Genomic DNA, 15,878 nt, shown 5'->3' on the forward strand with positions numbered 1-15,878 from the left:
ATATGCAAAGCAATGTCCCAACAGGATCGACTGCTCCGTTGAATGAACGGTTTACGCTGGTGCTGCTTGCTCACGACCAGTCGACTGCCCTGCGACGGGCGTTGCGCCACTACCGCGACAGTTCGTTCTCCATGCTGGTGATCGACTCATCGAACCTGATCGATGCCGGTATCTCGACTGCATTCCCTGGTGTGCAATACCTGCATGCGCCTGGGGCGAGTGGTTTTGGCGACAAGGTTCGCCAGGCCGTTGAGCGGGTTGTCACGCCTTACCTGGCGATTGCCGACGCCGATAGTTTCCTGCTGCCCCAAGCGCTCGAACAATCGTTGAGTTTCCTCGAAGCACACGCCGAATACAGTGCCTGCCAAGGCTATAGCCTGGCGTTCGAAGCCCATGCCGATCGTGTCGATTACTACTTGCTCGACCGCAAGGGCTGTGAAGACTATTGCGCCTCATCGGCCGAAGCCCGCCTGGCCGTGTTCGCCGAGGATTGCCCGTCATTGGTGAGCGCACTGACGCGCACTGAAACCTTGCGGCGAAACTACGCTTCGTTGCCCGCCGGCTTTGATTCGCGGTTGCAGCAGGCCGGTCATTGCTATGGGTTGATGGCCCAGGGCAAGGTCCGTTTGCTGGACATTCCCCATGGCTTGCACGAACGTAGCCGCATAGAAAAACCACAGAACCCGCTCGTTACGGTGCCTGGCGCTTCGGACTTGCATGCGGCCGCCGAGCAGGAACGTTTTGCCGCGGCCCTGGCCAGTGCCTTCGGCACGGATACCCCGACGCGGGAATATGCCAAGGCCATCGTCAAGAAGCAGGACGAACGTTCGGTACCGCAGGGCAGGAAGCTGTTCGAGTCAATCTGGGACTCGCGACGTGGCGAACCGGTTCGTCGTTTCGAACCGACGCAATACGTTGAGATGCCGTTCTATAACCAGGCCTTCTTTGACGTGCTCACCACGCTGGAATTCCTGCTCCATGCAGCACCGAGCGGACAGGTGCAGTTGCGGGAGCTGGAAGCGGTCATGCTCAGGCAGAAAGAGCTGTCTCGGCCGCAGCGCAACACCAGCGCCGAGCCGCTTGACGAACAGCTGGCGAGGGCTTTCCTGAGCTATGCCTTCAACCAGGATCTGGTGAAGCAACTGCTCGGGCTCATGCAGGCCAAGGGTGACACGCGCTACGTGCAGATGCTCCAGGCCTGGGACCAGCGGCTCAAGGCGGCGGCATTTGAAAATACCGCGAAACTGTTCGATGCCACGCGTTCCGGTCAATTGCTGCGTTGGCTCGAGGCACGTGAGCCGAGCGCTGGTGAAGCCGGGCAGGTATCAAAATACCTGGCGGCTCGCGATGGAGGCCCCAAGTTCGGCATTTTGCTCCTGGACCTGGAAGCGGACGTCTTCAAATTACAGGCGACCTTCGACAGCATCATCAACGGCTACTGTCGGGCATTCAAGATAATCGTGTTCACCACCGGCGACCTGCCAGCCGAGACGACGCCGCAGAATGTCTTGCATTTCGTCAAGGTCAACGAAAGCAACTACGTCGACAAGATCAACCAGGTTGTCAACCAGAGCGATTGTGACTGGATGGTGATGGCCGAGGTGGGCGATGAATTGACGCCGGGCGGCCTGTTCCGCGCGGGGGTGGAATTACTGGCCGCTCCACAGTGCCAGGCCGTGGCGATGGACGAGCTTCAGCGCCAGCCCGACGGTACGCTGGCCGATGTCTTCCGGCCAGGGTTCAACCTGGACTTGCTGCAAAACTCCCCGGCGTTGATGGCCCGTCACTGGTTGGTACGCCGCGAGACGCTGGTCAAGCTCGGCGGGTATTCCCGCGAGTTCAAGAATGCGATGGAGTTCGACCTGTTGTTGCGTCTGATCGAGCAGGATGGCCTGGAAGGGCTTGCCCACCTGGATGAACCTCTGCTGATCTGCCAGGCGCCTGCGCTGAAGGACAATGCCGATGAGCGCAAGACATTGCTGCGTCATCTGGCGGTTCGTGGGTATCAAGCCGACGTGAGCGCTGCGGTGCCGGGCACGCATAAAATCGATTACCGTTTTGCCGATCGTCCCATGGTATCGATTATCGTCCATGGCATTGGCGAATTGATCGCGCTGCAACGTTGCTTGCTCAGCGTACTGCAGCGCACTCGATATCAGCGTTACGAAGTGCTGGTGCCCACCGGGGCGGCAAACAATTCGGTACTGCGCACCTGGCTCAGTGGCCAGGGACACCAGGCCAGCCGCGTCCGATTGTTGGATATCGAACCGGGTGTCGCGACGGGGACCTTGATCAACGCTGCGAGTCAGCATGCCAAGGGCGACTATCTGGTGACACTGGCGGCTGACAGCGAAGTGGTCAATGTCAACTGGATCGAGTCGCTGCTCAATCAAGTGTTGCGTCCGGAAGTGGGAGTGGTCGGCGCCAAACTGGTCGAACGCGACGGCAGCATCACCCAGGCTGGCTTGATCCTGGGCCTCAACAACGGAGTCGGCTCGGCTTTCGTCGGCGAGCCGAAGACAGCCAGAGGCTACATGAACAGGCTGGTGGTGGAGCAGAACTGCTCGGCGGTGTCTTTTGCCTGCCTGATGATTTCCAGGCAGTTGTTCGAAGCGGCTGACGGTATCGACACAGGGCTGTTCGACGAGGCCTTGGGTGATGTCGACCTGTGTCTGAGAATTGGCCAGGCCGGTTATCTGACGGTATGGACGCCACACGTGCAGGTCATCCAGCCTGGCGTGCTGGCCAGCACCCCCCAGGCGCTTGCAGCCCTTCGCGAGAAGTGGTCCGAGGCATTCGCCCAGGATCGGTTCTACAACGGGAACCTGGCGCTGGAAGGCGCGGGTTTCGCCCTGGGGGCGGTACGCAACGTACCCTGGACCGACTTGCTGGGCTAACCTGCTGCGCAACCCATCTCAGTGGTTTCCATCAGCGCCGGCAGCTGAACCTGCCGGCGTCCTTCCCCGAATCGCGCCGCCATCCCAAGATTCTTGTCCTGTTTTCGGCACCGTCGCTGGAAATGACATGGCTTCGTTTGTCATGAAAAAATGCTTTTCCAGAACAAAACGGCGTGACGCATAGGTCATAAAGTGCATCTTCACTGTATTGTATTCCCTGGAGTGGAGGCCTGTTCGTTCGCAGGACAAGGCGTCCGCCCTGGGAAATCAACCTTTTTTGACGCGCCCCTGAGCTTTTGGGGGTGAACCTAGTCGCAGTACATGATCGGGAAGCCATGATGATTGGCATAAAAAGCATAGCGAGTTATGTGCCGACCGCTGGTGTGGATAACTACGCTCAGGGTGCCAAATTCGAGAAGGATGAAGAGTTCATCCTTGGCAAGATTGGTTCGGCGTTTCTGCCGCGCAAAGACGCCGACCAGGAAACCTCGGACCTGTGTGTCGAGGCGGTGAATGCATTGTTCGCCAACAATCCACAGCTTTCGCGCGAGTCCATCGACGCGCTGATCGTCGTCACCCAGAATGGTGATGAAGAAGGGCTGCCGCACACTGCCGCTATCGTGCAGGACAAGCTTGGCCTGCCGACCCATGTGGCGGCGTTCGATATATCGCTGGGCTGCTCGGGCTACGTATACGGCATCTATGCCTTGAAAGGCTTCATGGAGGCCGCAGGCCTGAAGAACGGCTTGCTGGTTACCGCCGACCCGTACTCGAAAATCGTCGACCCTGAAGATCGCAACACCACCATGCTGTTCGGCGATGCCGCCACGGCCACCTGGATGGCCGAGGGCGCCAGCTGGCAGTTGGGCAAGTCCAAGTTCGGTACCGACGGCTCCGGTGCGCCACATTTGAAGGTCAGTGATGGCGTGTTCTTCATGAACGGTCGCCAGGTCTTCAATTTCGCCTTGCTCAAGGTGCCCGCTCATTTGCATGAGCTGTTGAACGAGTCGTCGTTGCAAGCCAGCGACATCGATGCGTTCTGCATCCACCAAGGCAGTGCGGCGATTGTCGATGCCGTGGCGCGCCGCTTCGAAGGCGAACCGGAGAAGTTCATAAAGGACATGGTCGAGACTGGCAATACGGTGTCGTCGAGCATTCCATTGCTGCTGGAAAAGCACGTCCTGGATGCTGACTGGAAACGCGTGGCCATCAGCGGTTTCGGTGTGGGCCTGTCGTGGGGATCGGCGATCCTTTATCGCGACTGATTACACCGCAACCCAGATGTGGGAGCGGGCTTGCCCGCGAAGGCGTCGGTACCTTCAGCACAGTTACCTGCTGAACCTGCGCCTTCGCGAGCAAGTCCGCTCCCACTTTTTTTGCCCGCAATTTACCGGAACCGGTTTTTGGCGCCATTTTTCTTGCCTTTTCTCCCGGCTAAGCCCTTGTTTTTCAAGGGGTGGCAGTCTGCTAGCAAATTTTTTGAAAAAAGCCCTCAAGCAAGTTCCCAACCCGACGATAACTATTACGAAGGTTCTCTAGGCCACACCCGGCGGTTGCCAGGGCCGGAAGCCGCAGTACCCAACCAACGAGGAATTCGTCATGGCTTTAACAGTAAACACTAACGTCACATCGTTGAACGTTCAGAAGAACCTGAACAAGGCTTCCGATGCTCTGTCCACTTCGATGACCCGCCTGTCGTCCGGCCTGAAAATCAACAGCGCCAAAGACGACGCCGCAGGCCTGCAGATCGCTACCCGTATGACCTCGCAAATCCGCGGTCAGAACATGGCGATCAAGAACGCCAACGATGGTATCTCCATGGCGCAGACCGCTGAAGGCGCGATGCAGGAGCAGACCAACATTCTGCAACGTATGCGTGAACTGGCCATCCAGGCTCGTAACGATAGCAACAGCGCAGATGACCGTATCGCTCTGAACAAAGAGTTCTCGCAGATGAGCGACGAACTGACCCGTATCGCCAACAGCACCAACCTGAACGGCAAGAACCTGCTGGACGGTACCGCTAGCACCATGACCTTCCAGGTCGGTTCGAACAACGGTTCTGACAACCAGATCACCCTGACCCTGAGCGCCAGCTTCGACGCTGCCACCCTGGGTGTTGACTCGGCGATCACCATCGTTGGTTCCGACAGCGCAACTGCTGAAACCAACTTCTCGGCCGCCATGGACGCAATCACCAGCGCGATCGACACCATCAACAGTGCTCGTGCCGACCTCGGTGCTGCCCAGAACCGTCTGAACAGCACTATCTCCAACCTGCAGAACATCAACGAAAACGCCAGTGCTGCACTGGGTCGCGTACAAGATACCGACTTCGCTGCTGAAACTGCACAACTGACCAAGCAGCAGACTCTGCAGCAAGCGTCTACCTCGGTTCTGGCCCAGGCCAACCAACTGCCATCCGCTGTACTGAAGCTGCTTCAGTAATAGTCGGATGAGTTTTAGCGGGGGAGTGCGCTTGCGTGCTCTCTCGCTTTTTCCGTTCAAGAGGTGATGGACATGGATATGAGCGTGAAGCTGAACTTGTCTTATCCAGCGGCCAAGCCGGTGCATACAGTGGCCGACAAGCCAGTGGAGAAGCCTCAGGCTGACGTCGCTATCGTGACACCGGTCAAGCAGACTCCTAAAGAAGCTGCCGCAGAGCAGGACAAACTCAAGAAAGCAGTTCAGGAAATCGAGAAGTTCGTCCAGTCGGTCAAGCGCAATCTGGAGTTCTCTATCGATGAGCCTTCTGGCAAAGTAGTGGTCAAAGTGATTGCCAGTGATTCCGGTGAAGTGATTCGCCAGATCCCGAACGAAGAAGTTTTGAAACTGGCCAACAGTTTGAATGATGCAAACAGCTTGTTGTTCAGCGCCGAAGCCTGACAACCGGCACGAATTTTGTAGTTATGTTCTTTTGGGCGTTGTAAAGGTCAAAAGGCCGGCGACACACTGAAGGGAGTCCCATATGGCAAGTCCAATTCTACCTGGCTTGGGTCTAGGCTCTGGCCTTGATACCACCGCGATCGTCAAGGCGCTGGTCGATTCCGACAAGGCCGCCAAGCAAGGTCAGATCACCCGAGCGACGACGACGACTACCAACAGTATCTCCGGGGTGGGAACCCTGAAGTCGTTGCTGGCGGCTTTCAATACCGCCATGAAGGACTTGGGCAGCACAACCAACCCGCAATTCGCGGGTTTTGCTGCGACATCCTCTGCCCCGACAGTGCTCACGGCCACCGCCAGCAACTCGGCGGTGAACGGGACTTACTCGGTCAAAGTCAACAACCTCGCCACGGCGTCCAAGGTTACTTCGGCAGCCTTCGCCGGTGGTACGACCAGCGCCATCCCCTCGGGCACCCTGACCATCTCGCAGAAGGGGGTCAACTACAACCTCAATGTGCCGGATGGTTCGACCCTGCAATCGGTCCGTGACGCGATAAACGCCGATTCTTCGCTCAAGGCTGCGGGTTTCAGTGCCAACATCGTGACCGACTCTTTCGGCTCGCGCCTGGTGCTGGGTTCAAGCACGACCGGTGCAGGTTCCGACATCTCGGTGAGTGGTATTGCTGGCCTGGAGATCGATGGGACCAATGTCGTGGGTGCCAACGGTGCCGCGCTGACGGCTACCTCGGCGGGGGCCATCGGTGCCGTGGCCAAGGATGCCAGTTTTTCCATCGATGGCATGGCACTGACCAGCAAGAGCAATACGGTGAGCACGGCGATCTCCGGTCTGACGTTGAATCTGCTCGGCGTTGGAGGGGATGGCACTGCAACCGTTACCGTGGCGCCGAACAATGACGGCCTGAAAGCCTCGATCCAGAAGTTCGTCGATGCCTATAACGCGGTCGCCAACAGCATCACCGCGCTGACCAAGCCGACCCTTGACGATGATGGTAACCCGACGGTACCTGCAAAGCTGACCGGTGACGCGTTGCCTCGTTCGCTCCTGGCGGCGATCCGCGAACCCTTGTCTCAAACCGGGGCCGGCGACAAGCTGACGGTACTGGCCCAGCTGGGTATCACCACCGACCAGAAAACGGGCGCGTTGAACTTCGATAACACCAAGTTCACCGCGGCAATGAACGACAAGAAGCTCAGTGGTGAAGTCCAGACGATGTTCACCGGTTCCAATGGCTTGCTCGAGCGCATGAGCAAGGCTATCGAACCCTACAGCCAGACCGGCGGCATCCTCGATCAGCGTACATCGGCGCTGAACAAGACTCAGACCCGGCTCAAAAACGACCAGGAGGCCCTGGATCGCCGGGTCGTGACTCTGACTGCCACGCTGACCAAAAAGTACAACGACATGGACACCCTGGTCGGTAAGCTGAAGGCGACTGCGAGCAACATCACCTCGATGTTCGAGGCGTTGACAGCGCAACAGAGAAACAGCTGATTTTCCACCGACGCAAATAAGCCCGGCAACGTTTTGACAACGTTCCGGGCTTTTGCCTTTCGGGTCTAAAGTTTTTTGACGTGGCGTCGATACGCTCTTTATACGAACCGAAGTTTTTTGATGAGGTAGAACATGAATCCGATGTTAGCCCTTCGCCAATACCAGAAGATTGGTGCCCAGGCGCAAACCTCCGAAGCAAGTCCCCATCGTCTTGTACAAATGCTCATGGAAGGCGGCCTGGACCGTATCGCGCAGGCCAAGGGTGCGATGGAGCGCAAGGATATCGCCAACAAAGGCATCTTCATCAGCAAGGCCATCGGTATCGTTGGTGGCCTGCGTGAAGGCCTGGACCTGGAGAACCAGGCCGAGTCGGTTGCCGAGTTGGACGCTCTCTACGCTTACATGATGAAACGCTTGGCCGAAGCCAATGTGAAGACCGATCCGAAGATTCTCGACGAAGTCGCCGATCTGCTTCGCACGGTCAAGGAAGGCTGGGATGCCATTGCCACGCCTGGTCCGCAATTCTAAGGAGTACTCTCATGAGTCTTGTCCTGCAGCGAATAGAACAAACCCGTGACGCCCTGGTCGATGCTTTGGCAGAGCGTAATTGGGAGGCAATCGGTCAGTTGGACATGACCTGCCGTTCCTGCATGGAAGACGCCCTGAGCGAATCCGGAGTGGATGAGGCAGCTTTGCGCAGTAATCTTGAGGAGTTGCTGGGGGTGTACAGGCAATTGCTCGAGGCGGCGACAGGGGAGCGGCAGGCGATAGTCAACGAGATGTCGCAGGTCCAGCAGGCACAGGCTGCGGCCAAGGTTTACCACTTGTTCGGTTGATCCTGCTCAAATAATCCGAACAAACTGCGCCATAAATTTGACTCTGCAGCGTTTTTTGACTTAACTAGTGGCTGTTTACACTTTTCAGGCGTCTACAGGCACGACAAGTCTGCAAGCGTCTAGCTTGCCCCCTAATTCCGGGCACTGAGTTGACTAGGGAAGTTGCTATTGCATGTGGCGTGAAACCAAAATTCTCCTGATCGATGACGATAGCGTTCGCCGCCGCGACTTGGCGGTGATCCTGAATTTTCTTGGCGAAGAAAATTTACCCTGCGGAAGCCATGACTGGCAGCAGGCAGTCGGCTCTTTGTCGTCCAGTCGTGAAGTCATTTGTGTCCTTATCGGGACCGTAAATGCTCCCGCAACTCTTTTGGGCTTGCTAAAGACACTCTCAACCTGGGATGAGTTCCTTCCGGTTTTGTTAATGGGCGAAAATTCTTCCCTTGACTTGCCAGAGGACCAGCGTCGCCGAGTGCTTTCCACCCTGGAAATGCCGCCCAGCTACAGCAAGTTGCTCGATTCGCTGCACCGGGCCCAGGTCTATCGCGAGATGTATGACCAGGCTCGCGAGCGCGGCAGGCATCGTGAACCCAACCTGTTCCGCAGCCTTGTCGGTACCAGCCGGGCGATCCAGCATGTTCGCCAGATGATGCAGCAGGTGGCCGACACCGACGCCAGCGTATTGATCCTCGGCGAGTCCGGCACCGGCAAGGAAGTGGTCGCGCGCAACCTGCATTACCATTCCAAGCGTCGCGAGGCGCCATTCGTGCCAGTCAACTGCGGCGCGATCCCGGCCGAGTTGCTGGAAAGCGAACTGTTCGGCCATGAGAAGGGCGCTTTCACCGGGGCGATCACCAGCCGGGCCGGGCGTTTCGAGCTTGCCAATGGCGGCACCCTGTTCCTCGACGAGATCGGCGACATGCCCTTGCCGATGCAGGTCAAGCTGCTGCGGGTCCTGCAGGAGCGTACTTTCGAGCGAGTGGGCAGCAACAAGACCCAGAGCGTCGACGTACGCATCATCGCCGCGACCCACAAGAACCTCGAGAGCATGATCGAGGTGGGCAGTTTCCGTGAGGATCTCTACTATCGCCTCAATGTGTTTCCCATCGAGATGGCGCCGTTGCGTGAGCGGGTCGAAGACATCCCGTTGCTGATGAACGAGCTGATTTCGCGCATGGAGCACGAGAAGCGCGGTTCGATCCGTTTCAATTCGGCGGCGATCATGTCCCTGTGTCGCCATGGCTGGCCGGGCAACGTCCGTGAGCTGGCCAACCTGGTGGAACGCATGGCGATCATGCATCCCTATGGCGTCATTGGGGTGGCCGAGCTGCCCAAGAAGTTCCGCTACGTCGACGACGAAGACGAGCAAATGGTCGACAGCCTGCGCAGCGACCTGGAAGAGCGGGTGGTGATCAACGGCCACACGCCGGATTTCACCGCCAATGCCCTACTGCCGCCGGAGGGCCTGGATCTCAAGGATTACCTCGGAGGCCTGGAGCAGGGGCTTATCCAGCAGGCGCTGGACGACGCCAACGGCATCGTGGCCCGTGCGGCGGAACGCTTGCGCATTCGCCGCACCACCCTGGTGGAAAAGATGCGCAAGTACGGCATGAGCCGTCGCGAAGGAGACGAACAGGCGGATGATTGACGCCTGTTTTGCAACCGCCTGATTTTCAGGCGGTTTTTTTTCGGCACGGGTATTGCTAAAGCTCTCTCAACGTTCCGTTTAACTGACGGTCAGCCAAGCGAGAGAGCCCGATGAGCCAAGCCGCCCACGTTCAGATGTCTTCGGTCCCCGATGCGGGGGGCATGCCGTCCGCCGAGCAGGCAAGCCGGCTTGGGCTCGAGCAGGCGTTTTCGCTGTTCAATCAGGTGTCCAGCCAACTGACCGATTCCTACAGCCTCCTCGAAGCCCGGGTCACCGAGCTCAAGGGGGAGTTGGCGGTGGTCAGCGCCCAGCGCATGCAAGAGCTGGCGGAAAAAGAGCGTCTGGCCAACCGGCTGCAGAACCTGCTCGACCTTCTGCCTGGCGGCGTCATTGTCATCGATGCCCAGGGTTTCGTCCGCGAAGCCAACCCGGCGGCTTGCGAGCTGCTCGGGCTGCCCCTTGAGGGCGAGTTGTGGCGACACGTCATTGCCCGCTGCTTCGCGCCTCGTGAAGACGACGGTCATGAAGTTTCCCTCAAGGATGGTCGCCGCTTGTCCATTTCGACCCGTTCGCTGGACGCCGAGCCCGGGCAGTTGGTGCTGCTCAACGACCTGACTGAAACCCGTCACCTGCAAGACCAGTTGGCGCGCCATGAGCGGTTGTCCTCCCTGGGGCGCATGGTGGCGTCGCTGGCTCATCAGATCCGTACGCCATTGTCCGCCGCCCTGTTGTACGCCAGTCATTTGACCGAGCAACCCCTGTCGGTGGAAACCCAGCAGCGCTTTGCCGGACGTTTGAAAGAGCGCCTGCACGAGCTGGAGCATCAGGTGCGGGACATGCTGGTCTTCGCCCGCGGCGAGTTGCCATTGACCGACCGGGTAACCCCGAAGGCGCTGTTGCAATCCCTGCAGGCCGCGGCATTGACCCATGTGCGGGACCTGCCGATCCGCTGGCAGTGTGATAGCCATGCCGGTGAGGTGCTGTGTAACCGTGACACCTTGGTGGGGGCGGTGTTGAACCTCATCGAAAATGCGATCCAGGCCGGCGGCGAGCACGTGCGTCTCAAGGTTCACCTCTACACCCGGGCCGAGACCCTGCGTCTGTGTGTCAGCGACAGCGGCAGCGGTATCGAGCCGGCTGTGCTGGCTCGCCTCGGCGAGCCGTTCTTCACCACCAAGGCCACCGGCACCGGCCTGGGCCTGACCGTGGTCAAGGCCGTGGCCCGTGCCCATCAGGGAGAATTGAAATTGCAGTCGCGACTGGGGCGTGGGACCTGTGCAACGGTGCTCCTGCCGTTGTTCTCCAGTTCGCCACAGGTGGAGTGAAGTGATGGCGATCAAGGTGTTACTGGTAGAGGACGACCGGGCCCTGCGCGAAGCGCTGGCCGACACGCTGGTGCTGGCCGGGCATGATTATGTTGCCGTTGGCTCGGCAGAGGACGCGCTGCTGGCCGTGGCTCGGGAAACCTTCAACCTGGTGGTCAGTGATGTGAACATGCCGGGCATGGATGGTCACCAGTTGCTCGGGCTGTTACGTGCCCGCCATCCACAATTGCCGGTGTTGCTGATGACCGCCCACGGTGCGGTGGAGCGAGCGGTGGACGCCATGCGCCAGGGCGCAGCGGATTACCTGGTCAAGCCATTCGAACCCAAGGCGCTGCTGGATCTGGTGGCGCGCCATGCGCTGGGTGTCCCGCTCGTCGAAGGCGAAGGGCCGGTGGCGTTCGAGCCGGCCAGTGCGCAACTGCTGGAATTGGCCGCGCGAGTGGCGCGTAGCGATTCCACTGTGTTGATTTCCGGTGAGTCCGGCACCGGCAAGGAGGTCCTGGCGCGCTATATCCATCAGCAATCCCGGCGCGCCAACGAACCGTTCATTGCCATCAACTGCGCGGCGATTCCCGACAACATGCTCGAAGCGACCCTGTTCGGTCACGAAAAGGGCTCGTTCACCGGGGCCATTGCGGCCCAGGCCGGCAAATTCGAGCAGGCCGATGGCGGCACCATTCTGCTCGACGAGATTTCCGAAATGCCCCTGGGGCTGCAAGCCAAGCTGTTGCGGGTGCTGCAGGAGCGGGAAGTGGAGCGGGTCGGTGGGCGCAAGCCCATCCACCTGGATATCCGCGTGGTGGCGACCACCAACCGAGACCTGGCCGGCGAAGTGGCGGCGGGTCGTTTTCGGGAAGACCTTTACTACCGCCTGTCGGTATTTCCCCTGGCCTGGCGTCCATTGCGCGAGCGCACTGCCGATATCCTGCCGCTGGCCGAGCGGTTGTTGGCCCGGCACGTCAATAAAATGAAGCATGCGGCCGCCAGGTTGTCGCCGGCGGCGCAGGCCTGCCTGGTTGCCTACCCTTGGCCCGGAAATGTCCGGGAGCTGGATAACGCGATCCAGCGAGCCTTGATCCTGCAGCAGGGCGGCTTGATCCAGCCTGAGGATTTCTGCCTGGCCGGCCCGGTGGCCTGTGCCCCATTGCCGGTCGCTTCGCAGCCGCCGGTGGCGGCATTCGTACCGGCGGCGGAAGTCGAGGGCGAGTCGGCTGGGGCCTTGGGCGATGACCTGCGGCGGCGCGAGTTCCAGATGATCATCGACACCCTGCGTGCCGAGCGTGGCCGGCGCAAGGAGGCGGCGGAACGTCTGGGCATCAGCCCGCGCACCTTGCGCTACAAGCTGGCGCAGATGCGTGACGCGGGGATGGACGTAGAGGCCTACCTGTTCGCCAGTTGAATTTGAGTTGAACCCTGTGGGAACGAGTCTGCGCGCGACGACCATGGTCTCGCGACGAGGACGTTGACCGACACACCGCTATCGCCAGCAGGCGCGCTTGCACAGGTGCCTCGAAGGAGCGGCGCGCGCATTTGTTTATGACGGCCACGGAGCTGGCACCCTTGTTGCTAACACCTGTATACCCGCTGAGTAAGTGTCAAAAAAATGCGGGCCGCCAGAGAGAGTAGACCATGAGCCAAGGTATTGAATTTAATCGATTGATGCTGGACATGCGGGCCATGCAGATGGACGCCATGGCACAGCCCAAGTCGGTCGCGGTCCCCCAGGTGGGTGGCAGCAGCTTTTCCGACATGCTCGGTCAGGCCGTCAATAAAGTGAACGATACCCAGCAGGCGTCTAGTCAACTGGCCAGTGCTTTTGAAATTGGCAAAAGTGGCGTCGACCTGACTGATGTAATGATCTCTTCGCAGAAAGCCTCTGTCTCGTTTCAGGCATTGACCCAGGTTCGCAACAAACTGGTTCAGGCCTATCAAGACATCATGCAGATGCCGGTCTAAAGGAAACTATTGAGTCATGGCAGAAGCAGTCGTTGATAACGTTCCGGCCAAGACCCCTGCACCAGACGGCAAACCGCCGCTGTTCGGGCTGTCTTTCCTGGAAAACCTCTCCGAGATGACCATGCTGCGTCAGGTTGGCCTGTTGGTCGGCCTGGCTGCCAGCGTGGCGATTGGTTTCGCCGTGGTGCTGTGGTCCCAGCAGCCGGACTACCGTCCTTTGTACGGCAGCCTGGAAGGCATGGACGCCAAGCAAGTCATGGAGACCCTGGCTTCCGCAGACATTCCCTATACCGTCGAGCCCAATTCCGGTGCCCTGCTGGTCAAGGCCGACGACGTAGCGCGTGCGCGCCTCAAGCTCGCCGCCGCCGGCGTGACGCCCAGCGACGGCAATATCGGCTTCGAGATCCTCGACAAGGATCAGGGCCTGGGCACCAGCCAGTTCATGGAAGCGACCCGTTATCGTCGCGGCCTGGAAGGCGAGCTGGCGCGTACCATTTCCAGCCTGAACAACGTCAAGGGTGCCCGTGTGCACCTGGCGATCCCGAAAAGCTCGGTATTCGTGCGCGACGAGCGCAAGCCCAGTGCTTCGGTACTGGTCGAGTTGTACCCGGGCCGCGCGCTCGAGCCTGGCCAGGTCCTGGCGATCGTCAATCTGGTGGCGACCAGCGTTCCTGAATTGAGCAAGTCGCAGATCACCGTGGTCGACCAGAAGGGCAACCTGCTGTCCGACCAGGTGGAAAACTCCGAACTGACCATGGCCGGCAAGCAGTTCGACTACAGCCGTCGCATGGAAGGCATGCTGACCCAGCGTGTGCATAACATCCTGCAGCCGATCCTGGGCAATGACCGCTACAAGGCCGAAGTGTCGGCCGATGTGGACTTCAGCGCCGTCGAGTCGACGTCCGAGCAGTTCAACCCCGATCAACCGGCCTTGCGCAGTGAGCAGTCGGTGACTGAGCAGCGCACCGCCAGCAATGGCCCCCAAGGCGTGCCCGGTGCCCTGAGCAACCAGCCGCCATCGCCTGCCAGCGCGCCGCAGACCACTGGTGGTGCCGCCGGGGCTGTCGGTATGGTGCAGCCAGGCCAGCCGCTGGTAGATGCCAACGGCCAGCAGATCATGGATCCGGCCACCGGCCAGCCGATGCTCGCGCCGTACCCGGCCGACAAGCGCCAGCAATCGACCAAGAACTTCGAGCTGGACCGTTCCATCAGCCACACCAAGCAACAGCAAGGGCGTTTGAACCGCCTGTCGGTGGCAGTGGTGGTGGACGATCAGGTCAAGGTCAACCCGGCGAACGGCGAAACCACCCGTGCGCCCTGGAGCGCCGACGAATTGGCGCGCTTTACCCGCCTGGTACAGGACGCCGTGGGTTTCGACGCCAGCCGTGGCGACAGCGTCAGCGTGATCAACGTGCCGTTCTCCTCCGAGCGCGGAGAAGTGATCGCCGATATTCCGTTTTATTCGCAACCCTGGTTCTGGGATGTGGTCAAGCAAGTATTGGGCGTGCTGTTCATCCTGGTGCTGGTCTTCGGGGTGCTGCGTCCGGTACTCAACAACATCACCAATGGCGGCAGGAACAAGCAACTGGCCGGCCTGGGTGATGTAGAGCTGGGAGGCATGGGTGGCCTGGATGGCGAATTGGCCAACGATCGCGTCAGCCTCGGTGGGCCGCAGAGCATTCTGTTGCCAAGCCCGAGCGAAGGCTATGACGCACAGTTGAACGCCATCAAGAGTCTGGTGGCAGAAGATCCGGGTCGTGTGGCCCAGGTCGTGAAAGAGTGGATTAACGCAGATGAGTGATAATCGAGCCGCCGTTGCCAAATTGTCCCGGGTCGACAAAGCCGCGATCCTGCTGCTGTCCCTGGGGTCGACCGATGCCGCCCAGGTGCTGCGCCACATGGGGCCCAAGGAGGTCCAGCGTGTGGGGGTGGCCATGGCGCAGATGGGTAACGTGCACCGTGAGCAGGTCGAGCAGGTCATGAGCGAGTTCGTCGACATCGTCGGCGACCAGACCAGCCTGGGCGTCGGCTCCGATGACTACGTGCGCAAGATGCTCACCCAGGCCCTGGGCGAGGACAAGGCCAATGGCTTGATCGACCGGATCCTGCTGGGGGGCAACACCAGTGGCCTGGACAGCCTCAAGTGGATGGAGCCGCGGGCCGTGGCGGACGTGATCCGTTACGAGCACCCGCAGATCCAGGCGATCGTGGTGGCCTACCTCGATCCCGACCAGGCGGGCGAAGTGCTCGGCAATTTCGATCACAAGGCGCGGCTGGACATCATCCTGCGGGTGTCTTCGCTCAACACCGTGCAGCCGGCGGCGCTGAAGGAACTGAACCAGATACTCGAGAAGCAGTTCTCGGGCAATTCCAATGCCTCGCGCACCACCCTGGGTGGCATCAAGCGTGCGGCGGATATCATGAACTTCCTCGACAGTTCGATCGAGGGCCAACTGATGGACTCGATCCGCGAGTTCGACGAAGACCTGTCCGGTCAGATCGAAGACCTCATGTTCGTGTTCAACAACCTGGCCGATGTCGACGACCGCGGTATCCAGGCGCTGTTGCGCGAAGTGTCCTCCGATGTGCTGGTACTGGCCCTCAAGGGGTCGGACGAAGGCGTCAAGGAGAAGATCTTCAAGAACATGTCCAAACGGGCGGCCGAACTGTTGCGCGACGACCTGGAGGCCAAGGGCCCGGTGCGCGTCAGCGATGTGGAAACCGCACAGAAGGAAATCCTCACCATCGCCCGTCGCATGGCCGAAGCCGGAGAAATCGTGCTCGGTGGCAAGGGCGGCGAAGAGATGATCTAAGGTC

At 59.8% G+C, this 15,878-nt stretch carries 14 protein-coding genes; 13 read left to right on the forward strand and 1 reads right to left on the reverse strand.

Annotated elements, in window-relative coordinates; all coding sequences use genetic code 11:
- Positions 1 to 2 precede the first annotated feature (2 nt).
- The gene (locus AC1M7R_RS18945; RefSeq protein ID WP_490609826.1) at positions 3 to 2,897 is read left to right on the forward strand and encodes a glycosyltransferase family 2 protein; all 2,895 of its coding nucleotides are present in this window, start codon (positions 3 to 5) and stop codon (positions 2,895 to 2,897) included.
- An 18-nt stretch (positions 2,898 to 2,915) separates the two neighbouring features.
- Here AC1M7R_RS18945 and AC1M7R_RS18950 read toward each other — a convergent pair whose 3' ends face one another.
- Positions 2,916 to 3,086, reverse strand: a complete 171-nt coding sequence (locus AC1M7R_RS18950; RefSeq protein WP_176776485.1) for a hypothetical protein — start codon at positions 3,084 to 3,086, stop codon at positions 2,916 to 2,918.
- A 149-nt stretch (positions 3,087 to 3,235) separates the two neighbouring features.
- Here AC1M7R_RS18950 and AC1M7R_RS18955 point away from each other — a divergent pair, with 149 nt between their 5' ends.
- The 12 genes from AC1M7R_RS18955 to fliG all read left to right on the forward strand — a co-directional run bounded on the left by AC1M7R_RS18955 (position 3,236) and on the right by fliG (position 15,874).
- Positions 3,236 to 4,162: a ketoacyl-ACP synthase III gene (locus tag AC1M7R_RS18955; RefSeq protein ID WP_072430559.1), complete on the forward strand. Its 927-nt coding sequence runs from the start codon at positions 3,236 to 3,238 to the stop codon at positions 4,160 to 4,162.
- Positions 4,163 to 4,496: 334 nt separating this feature from the next.
- The gene (locus AC1M7R_RS18960) at positions 4,497 to 5,345 is read left to right on the forward strand and encodes a flagellin domain-containing protein (RefSeq protein ID WP_039593098.1); all 849 of its coding nucleotides are present in this window, start codon (positions 4,497 to 4,499) and stop codon (positions 5,343 to 5,345) included.
- 72 nt (positions 5,346 to 5,417) lie between these two features.
- Positions 5,418 to 5,783: a flagellar protein FlaG gene (locus AC1M7R_RS18965; RefSeq protein ID WP_072430254.1), complete on the forward strand. Its 366-nt coding sequence runs from the start codon at positions 5,418 to 5,420 to the stop codon at positions 5,781 to 5,783.
- Between the two features lie 82 nt (positions 5,784 to 5,865).
- Positions 5,866 to 7,296, forward strand: a complete 1,431-nt coding sequence (fliD, locus tag AC1M7R_RS18970) for a flagellar filament capping protein FliD (RefSeq protein WP_072430255.1) — start codon at positions 5,866 to 5,868, stop codon at positions 7,294 to 7,296.
- Positions 7,297 to 7,428: 132 nt separating this feature from the next.
- Complete coding sequence (gene fliS, locus AC1M7R_RS18975) at positions 7,429 to 7,824, forward strand: flagellar export chaperone FliS (protein WP_072430256.1); 396 nt, start codon at positions 7,429 to 7,431, stop codon at positions 7,822 to 7,824.
- A gap of 11 nt (positions 7,825 to 7,835) precedes the next feature.
- A complete protein-coding gene (fliT, locus tag AC1M7R_RS18980) occupies positions 7,836 to 8,132 on the forward strand; it encodes a flagellar protein FliT (protein ID WP_072389511.1) in 297 nt (98 codons plus the stop codon).
- 172 nt (positions 8,133 to 8,304) lie between these two features.
- On the forward strand, positions 8,305 to 9,780 hold the full coding sequence (locus AC1M7R_RS18985) for a sigma-54 dependent transcriptional regulator (RefSeq protein WP_072389509.1): 1,476 nt from the start codon (positions 8,305 to 8,307) through the stop codon (positions 9,778 to 9,780).
- 134 nt (positions 9,781 to 9,914) lie between these two features.
- Positions 9,915 to 11,105 carry a sensor histidine kinase gene (locus AC1M7R_RS18990; protein ID WP_172834668.1) on the forward strand — a complete coding sequence of 397 codons (1,191 nt, stop codon included), beginning with the start codon at positions 9,915 to 9,917 and terminating at the stop codon, positions 11,103 to 11,105.
- Positions 11,106 to 11,109: 4 nt separating this feature from the next.
- On the forward strand, positions 11,110 to 12,504 hold the full coding sequence (locus AC1M7R_RS18995; protein ID WP_072389506.1) for a sigma-54-dependent transcriptional regulator: 1,395 nt from the start codon (positions 11,110 to 11,112) through the stop codon (positions 12,502 to 12,504).
- Between the two features lie 230 nt (positions 12,505 to 12,734).
- Positions 12,735 to 13,061 (forward strand): flagellar hook-basal body complex protein FliE, encoded by a 327-nt coding sequence (gene fliE, locus AC1M7R_RS19000; RefSeq protein ID WP_072389504.1) that lies wholly within the window; start codon positions 12,735 to 12,737, stop codon positions 13,059 to 13,061.
- Positions 13,062 to 13,077: 16 nt separating this feature from the next.
- Positions 13,078 to 14,862 (forward strand): flagellar basal-body MS-ring/collar protein FliF, encoded by a 1,785-nt coding sequence (gene fliF, locus AC1M7R_RS19005; RefSeq protein WP_440776587.1) that lies wholly within the window; start codon positions 13,078 to 13,080, stop codon positions 14,860 to 14,862.
- A complete protein-coding gene (gene fliG / locus AC1M7R_RS19010) occupies positions 14,855 to 15,874 on the forward strand; it encodes a flagellar motor switch protein FliG (RefSeq protein ID WP_053154943.1) in 1,020 nt (339 codons plus the stop codon). The genes fliF and fliG overlap by 8 nt, the downstream gene beginning before the upstream one ends.
- Positions 15,875 to 15,878 lie beyond the last annotated feature (4 nt).

The organism is Pseudomonas sp. MS01C9 (assembly GCF_058202755.1).

Coding starts and splice junctions, on each gene's coding strand:
- fliG (WP_053154943.1), top strand. CDS start 14,855: ATGAGTGATAATCGAGCCGCCGTTGCCAAATTGTCCCGGGTCGACAAA.
- AC1M7R_RS18945 (WP_490609826.1), top strand. CDS start 3: ATGCAAAGCAATGTCCCAACAGGATCGACTGCTCCGTTGAATGAACGG.
- AC1M7R_RS18965 (WP_072430254.1), top strand. CDS start 5,418: ATGGATATGAGCGTGAAGCTGAACTTGTCTTATCCAGCGGCCAAGCCG.
- AC1M7R_RS18990 (WP_172834668.1), top strand. CDS start 9,915: ATGTCTTCGGTCCCCGATGCGGGGGGCATGCCGTCCGCCGAGCAGGCA.
- fliD (WP_072430255.1), top strand. CDS start 5,866: ATGGCAAGTCCAATTCTACCTGGCTTGGGTCTAGGCTCTGGCCTTGAT.
- fliF (WP_440776587.1), top strand. CDS start 13,078: ATGGCAGAAGCAGTCGTTGATAACGTTCCGGCCAAGACCCCTGCACCA.
- AC1M7R_RS18985 (WP_072389509.1), top strand. CDS start 8,305: ATGTGGCGTGAAACCAAAATTCTCCTGATCGATGACGATAGCGTTCGC.
- AC1M7R_RS18960 (WP_039593098.1), top strand. CDS start 4,497: ATGGCTTTAACAGTAAACACTAACGTCACATCGTTGAACGTTCAGAAG.
- AC1M7R_RS18955 (WP_072430559.1), top strand. CDS start 3,236: ATGATTGGCATAAAAAGCATAGCGAGTTATGTGCCGACCGCTGGTGTG.
- AC1M7R_RS18950 (WP_176776485.1), bottom strand. CDS start 3,086: ATGACCTATGCGTCACGCCGTTTTGTTCTGGAAAAGCATTTTTTCATG.
- fliT (WP_072389511.1), top strand. CDS start 7,836: ATGAGTCTTGTCCTGCAGCGAATAGAACAAACCCGTGACGCCCTGGTC.
- fliS (WP_072430256.1), top strand. CDS start 7,429: ATGAATCCGATGTTAGCCCTTCGCCAATACCAGAAGATTGGTGCCCAG.
- fliE (WP_072389504.1), top strand. CDS start 12,735: ATGAGCCAAGGTATTGAATTTAATCGATTGATGCTGGACATGCGGGCC.
- AC1M7R_RS18995 (WP_072389506.1), top strand. CDS start 11,110: ATGGCGATCAAGGTGTTACTGGTAGAGGACGACCGGGCCCTGCGCGAA.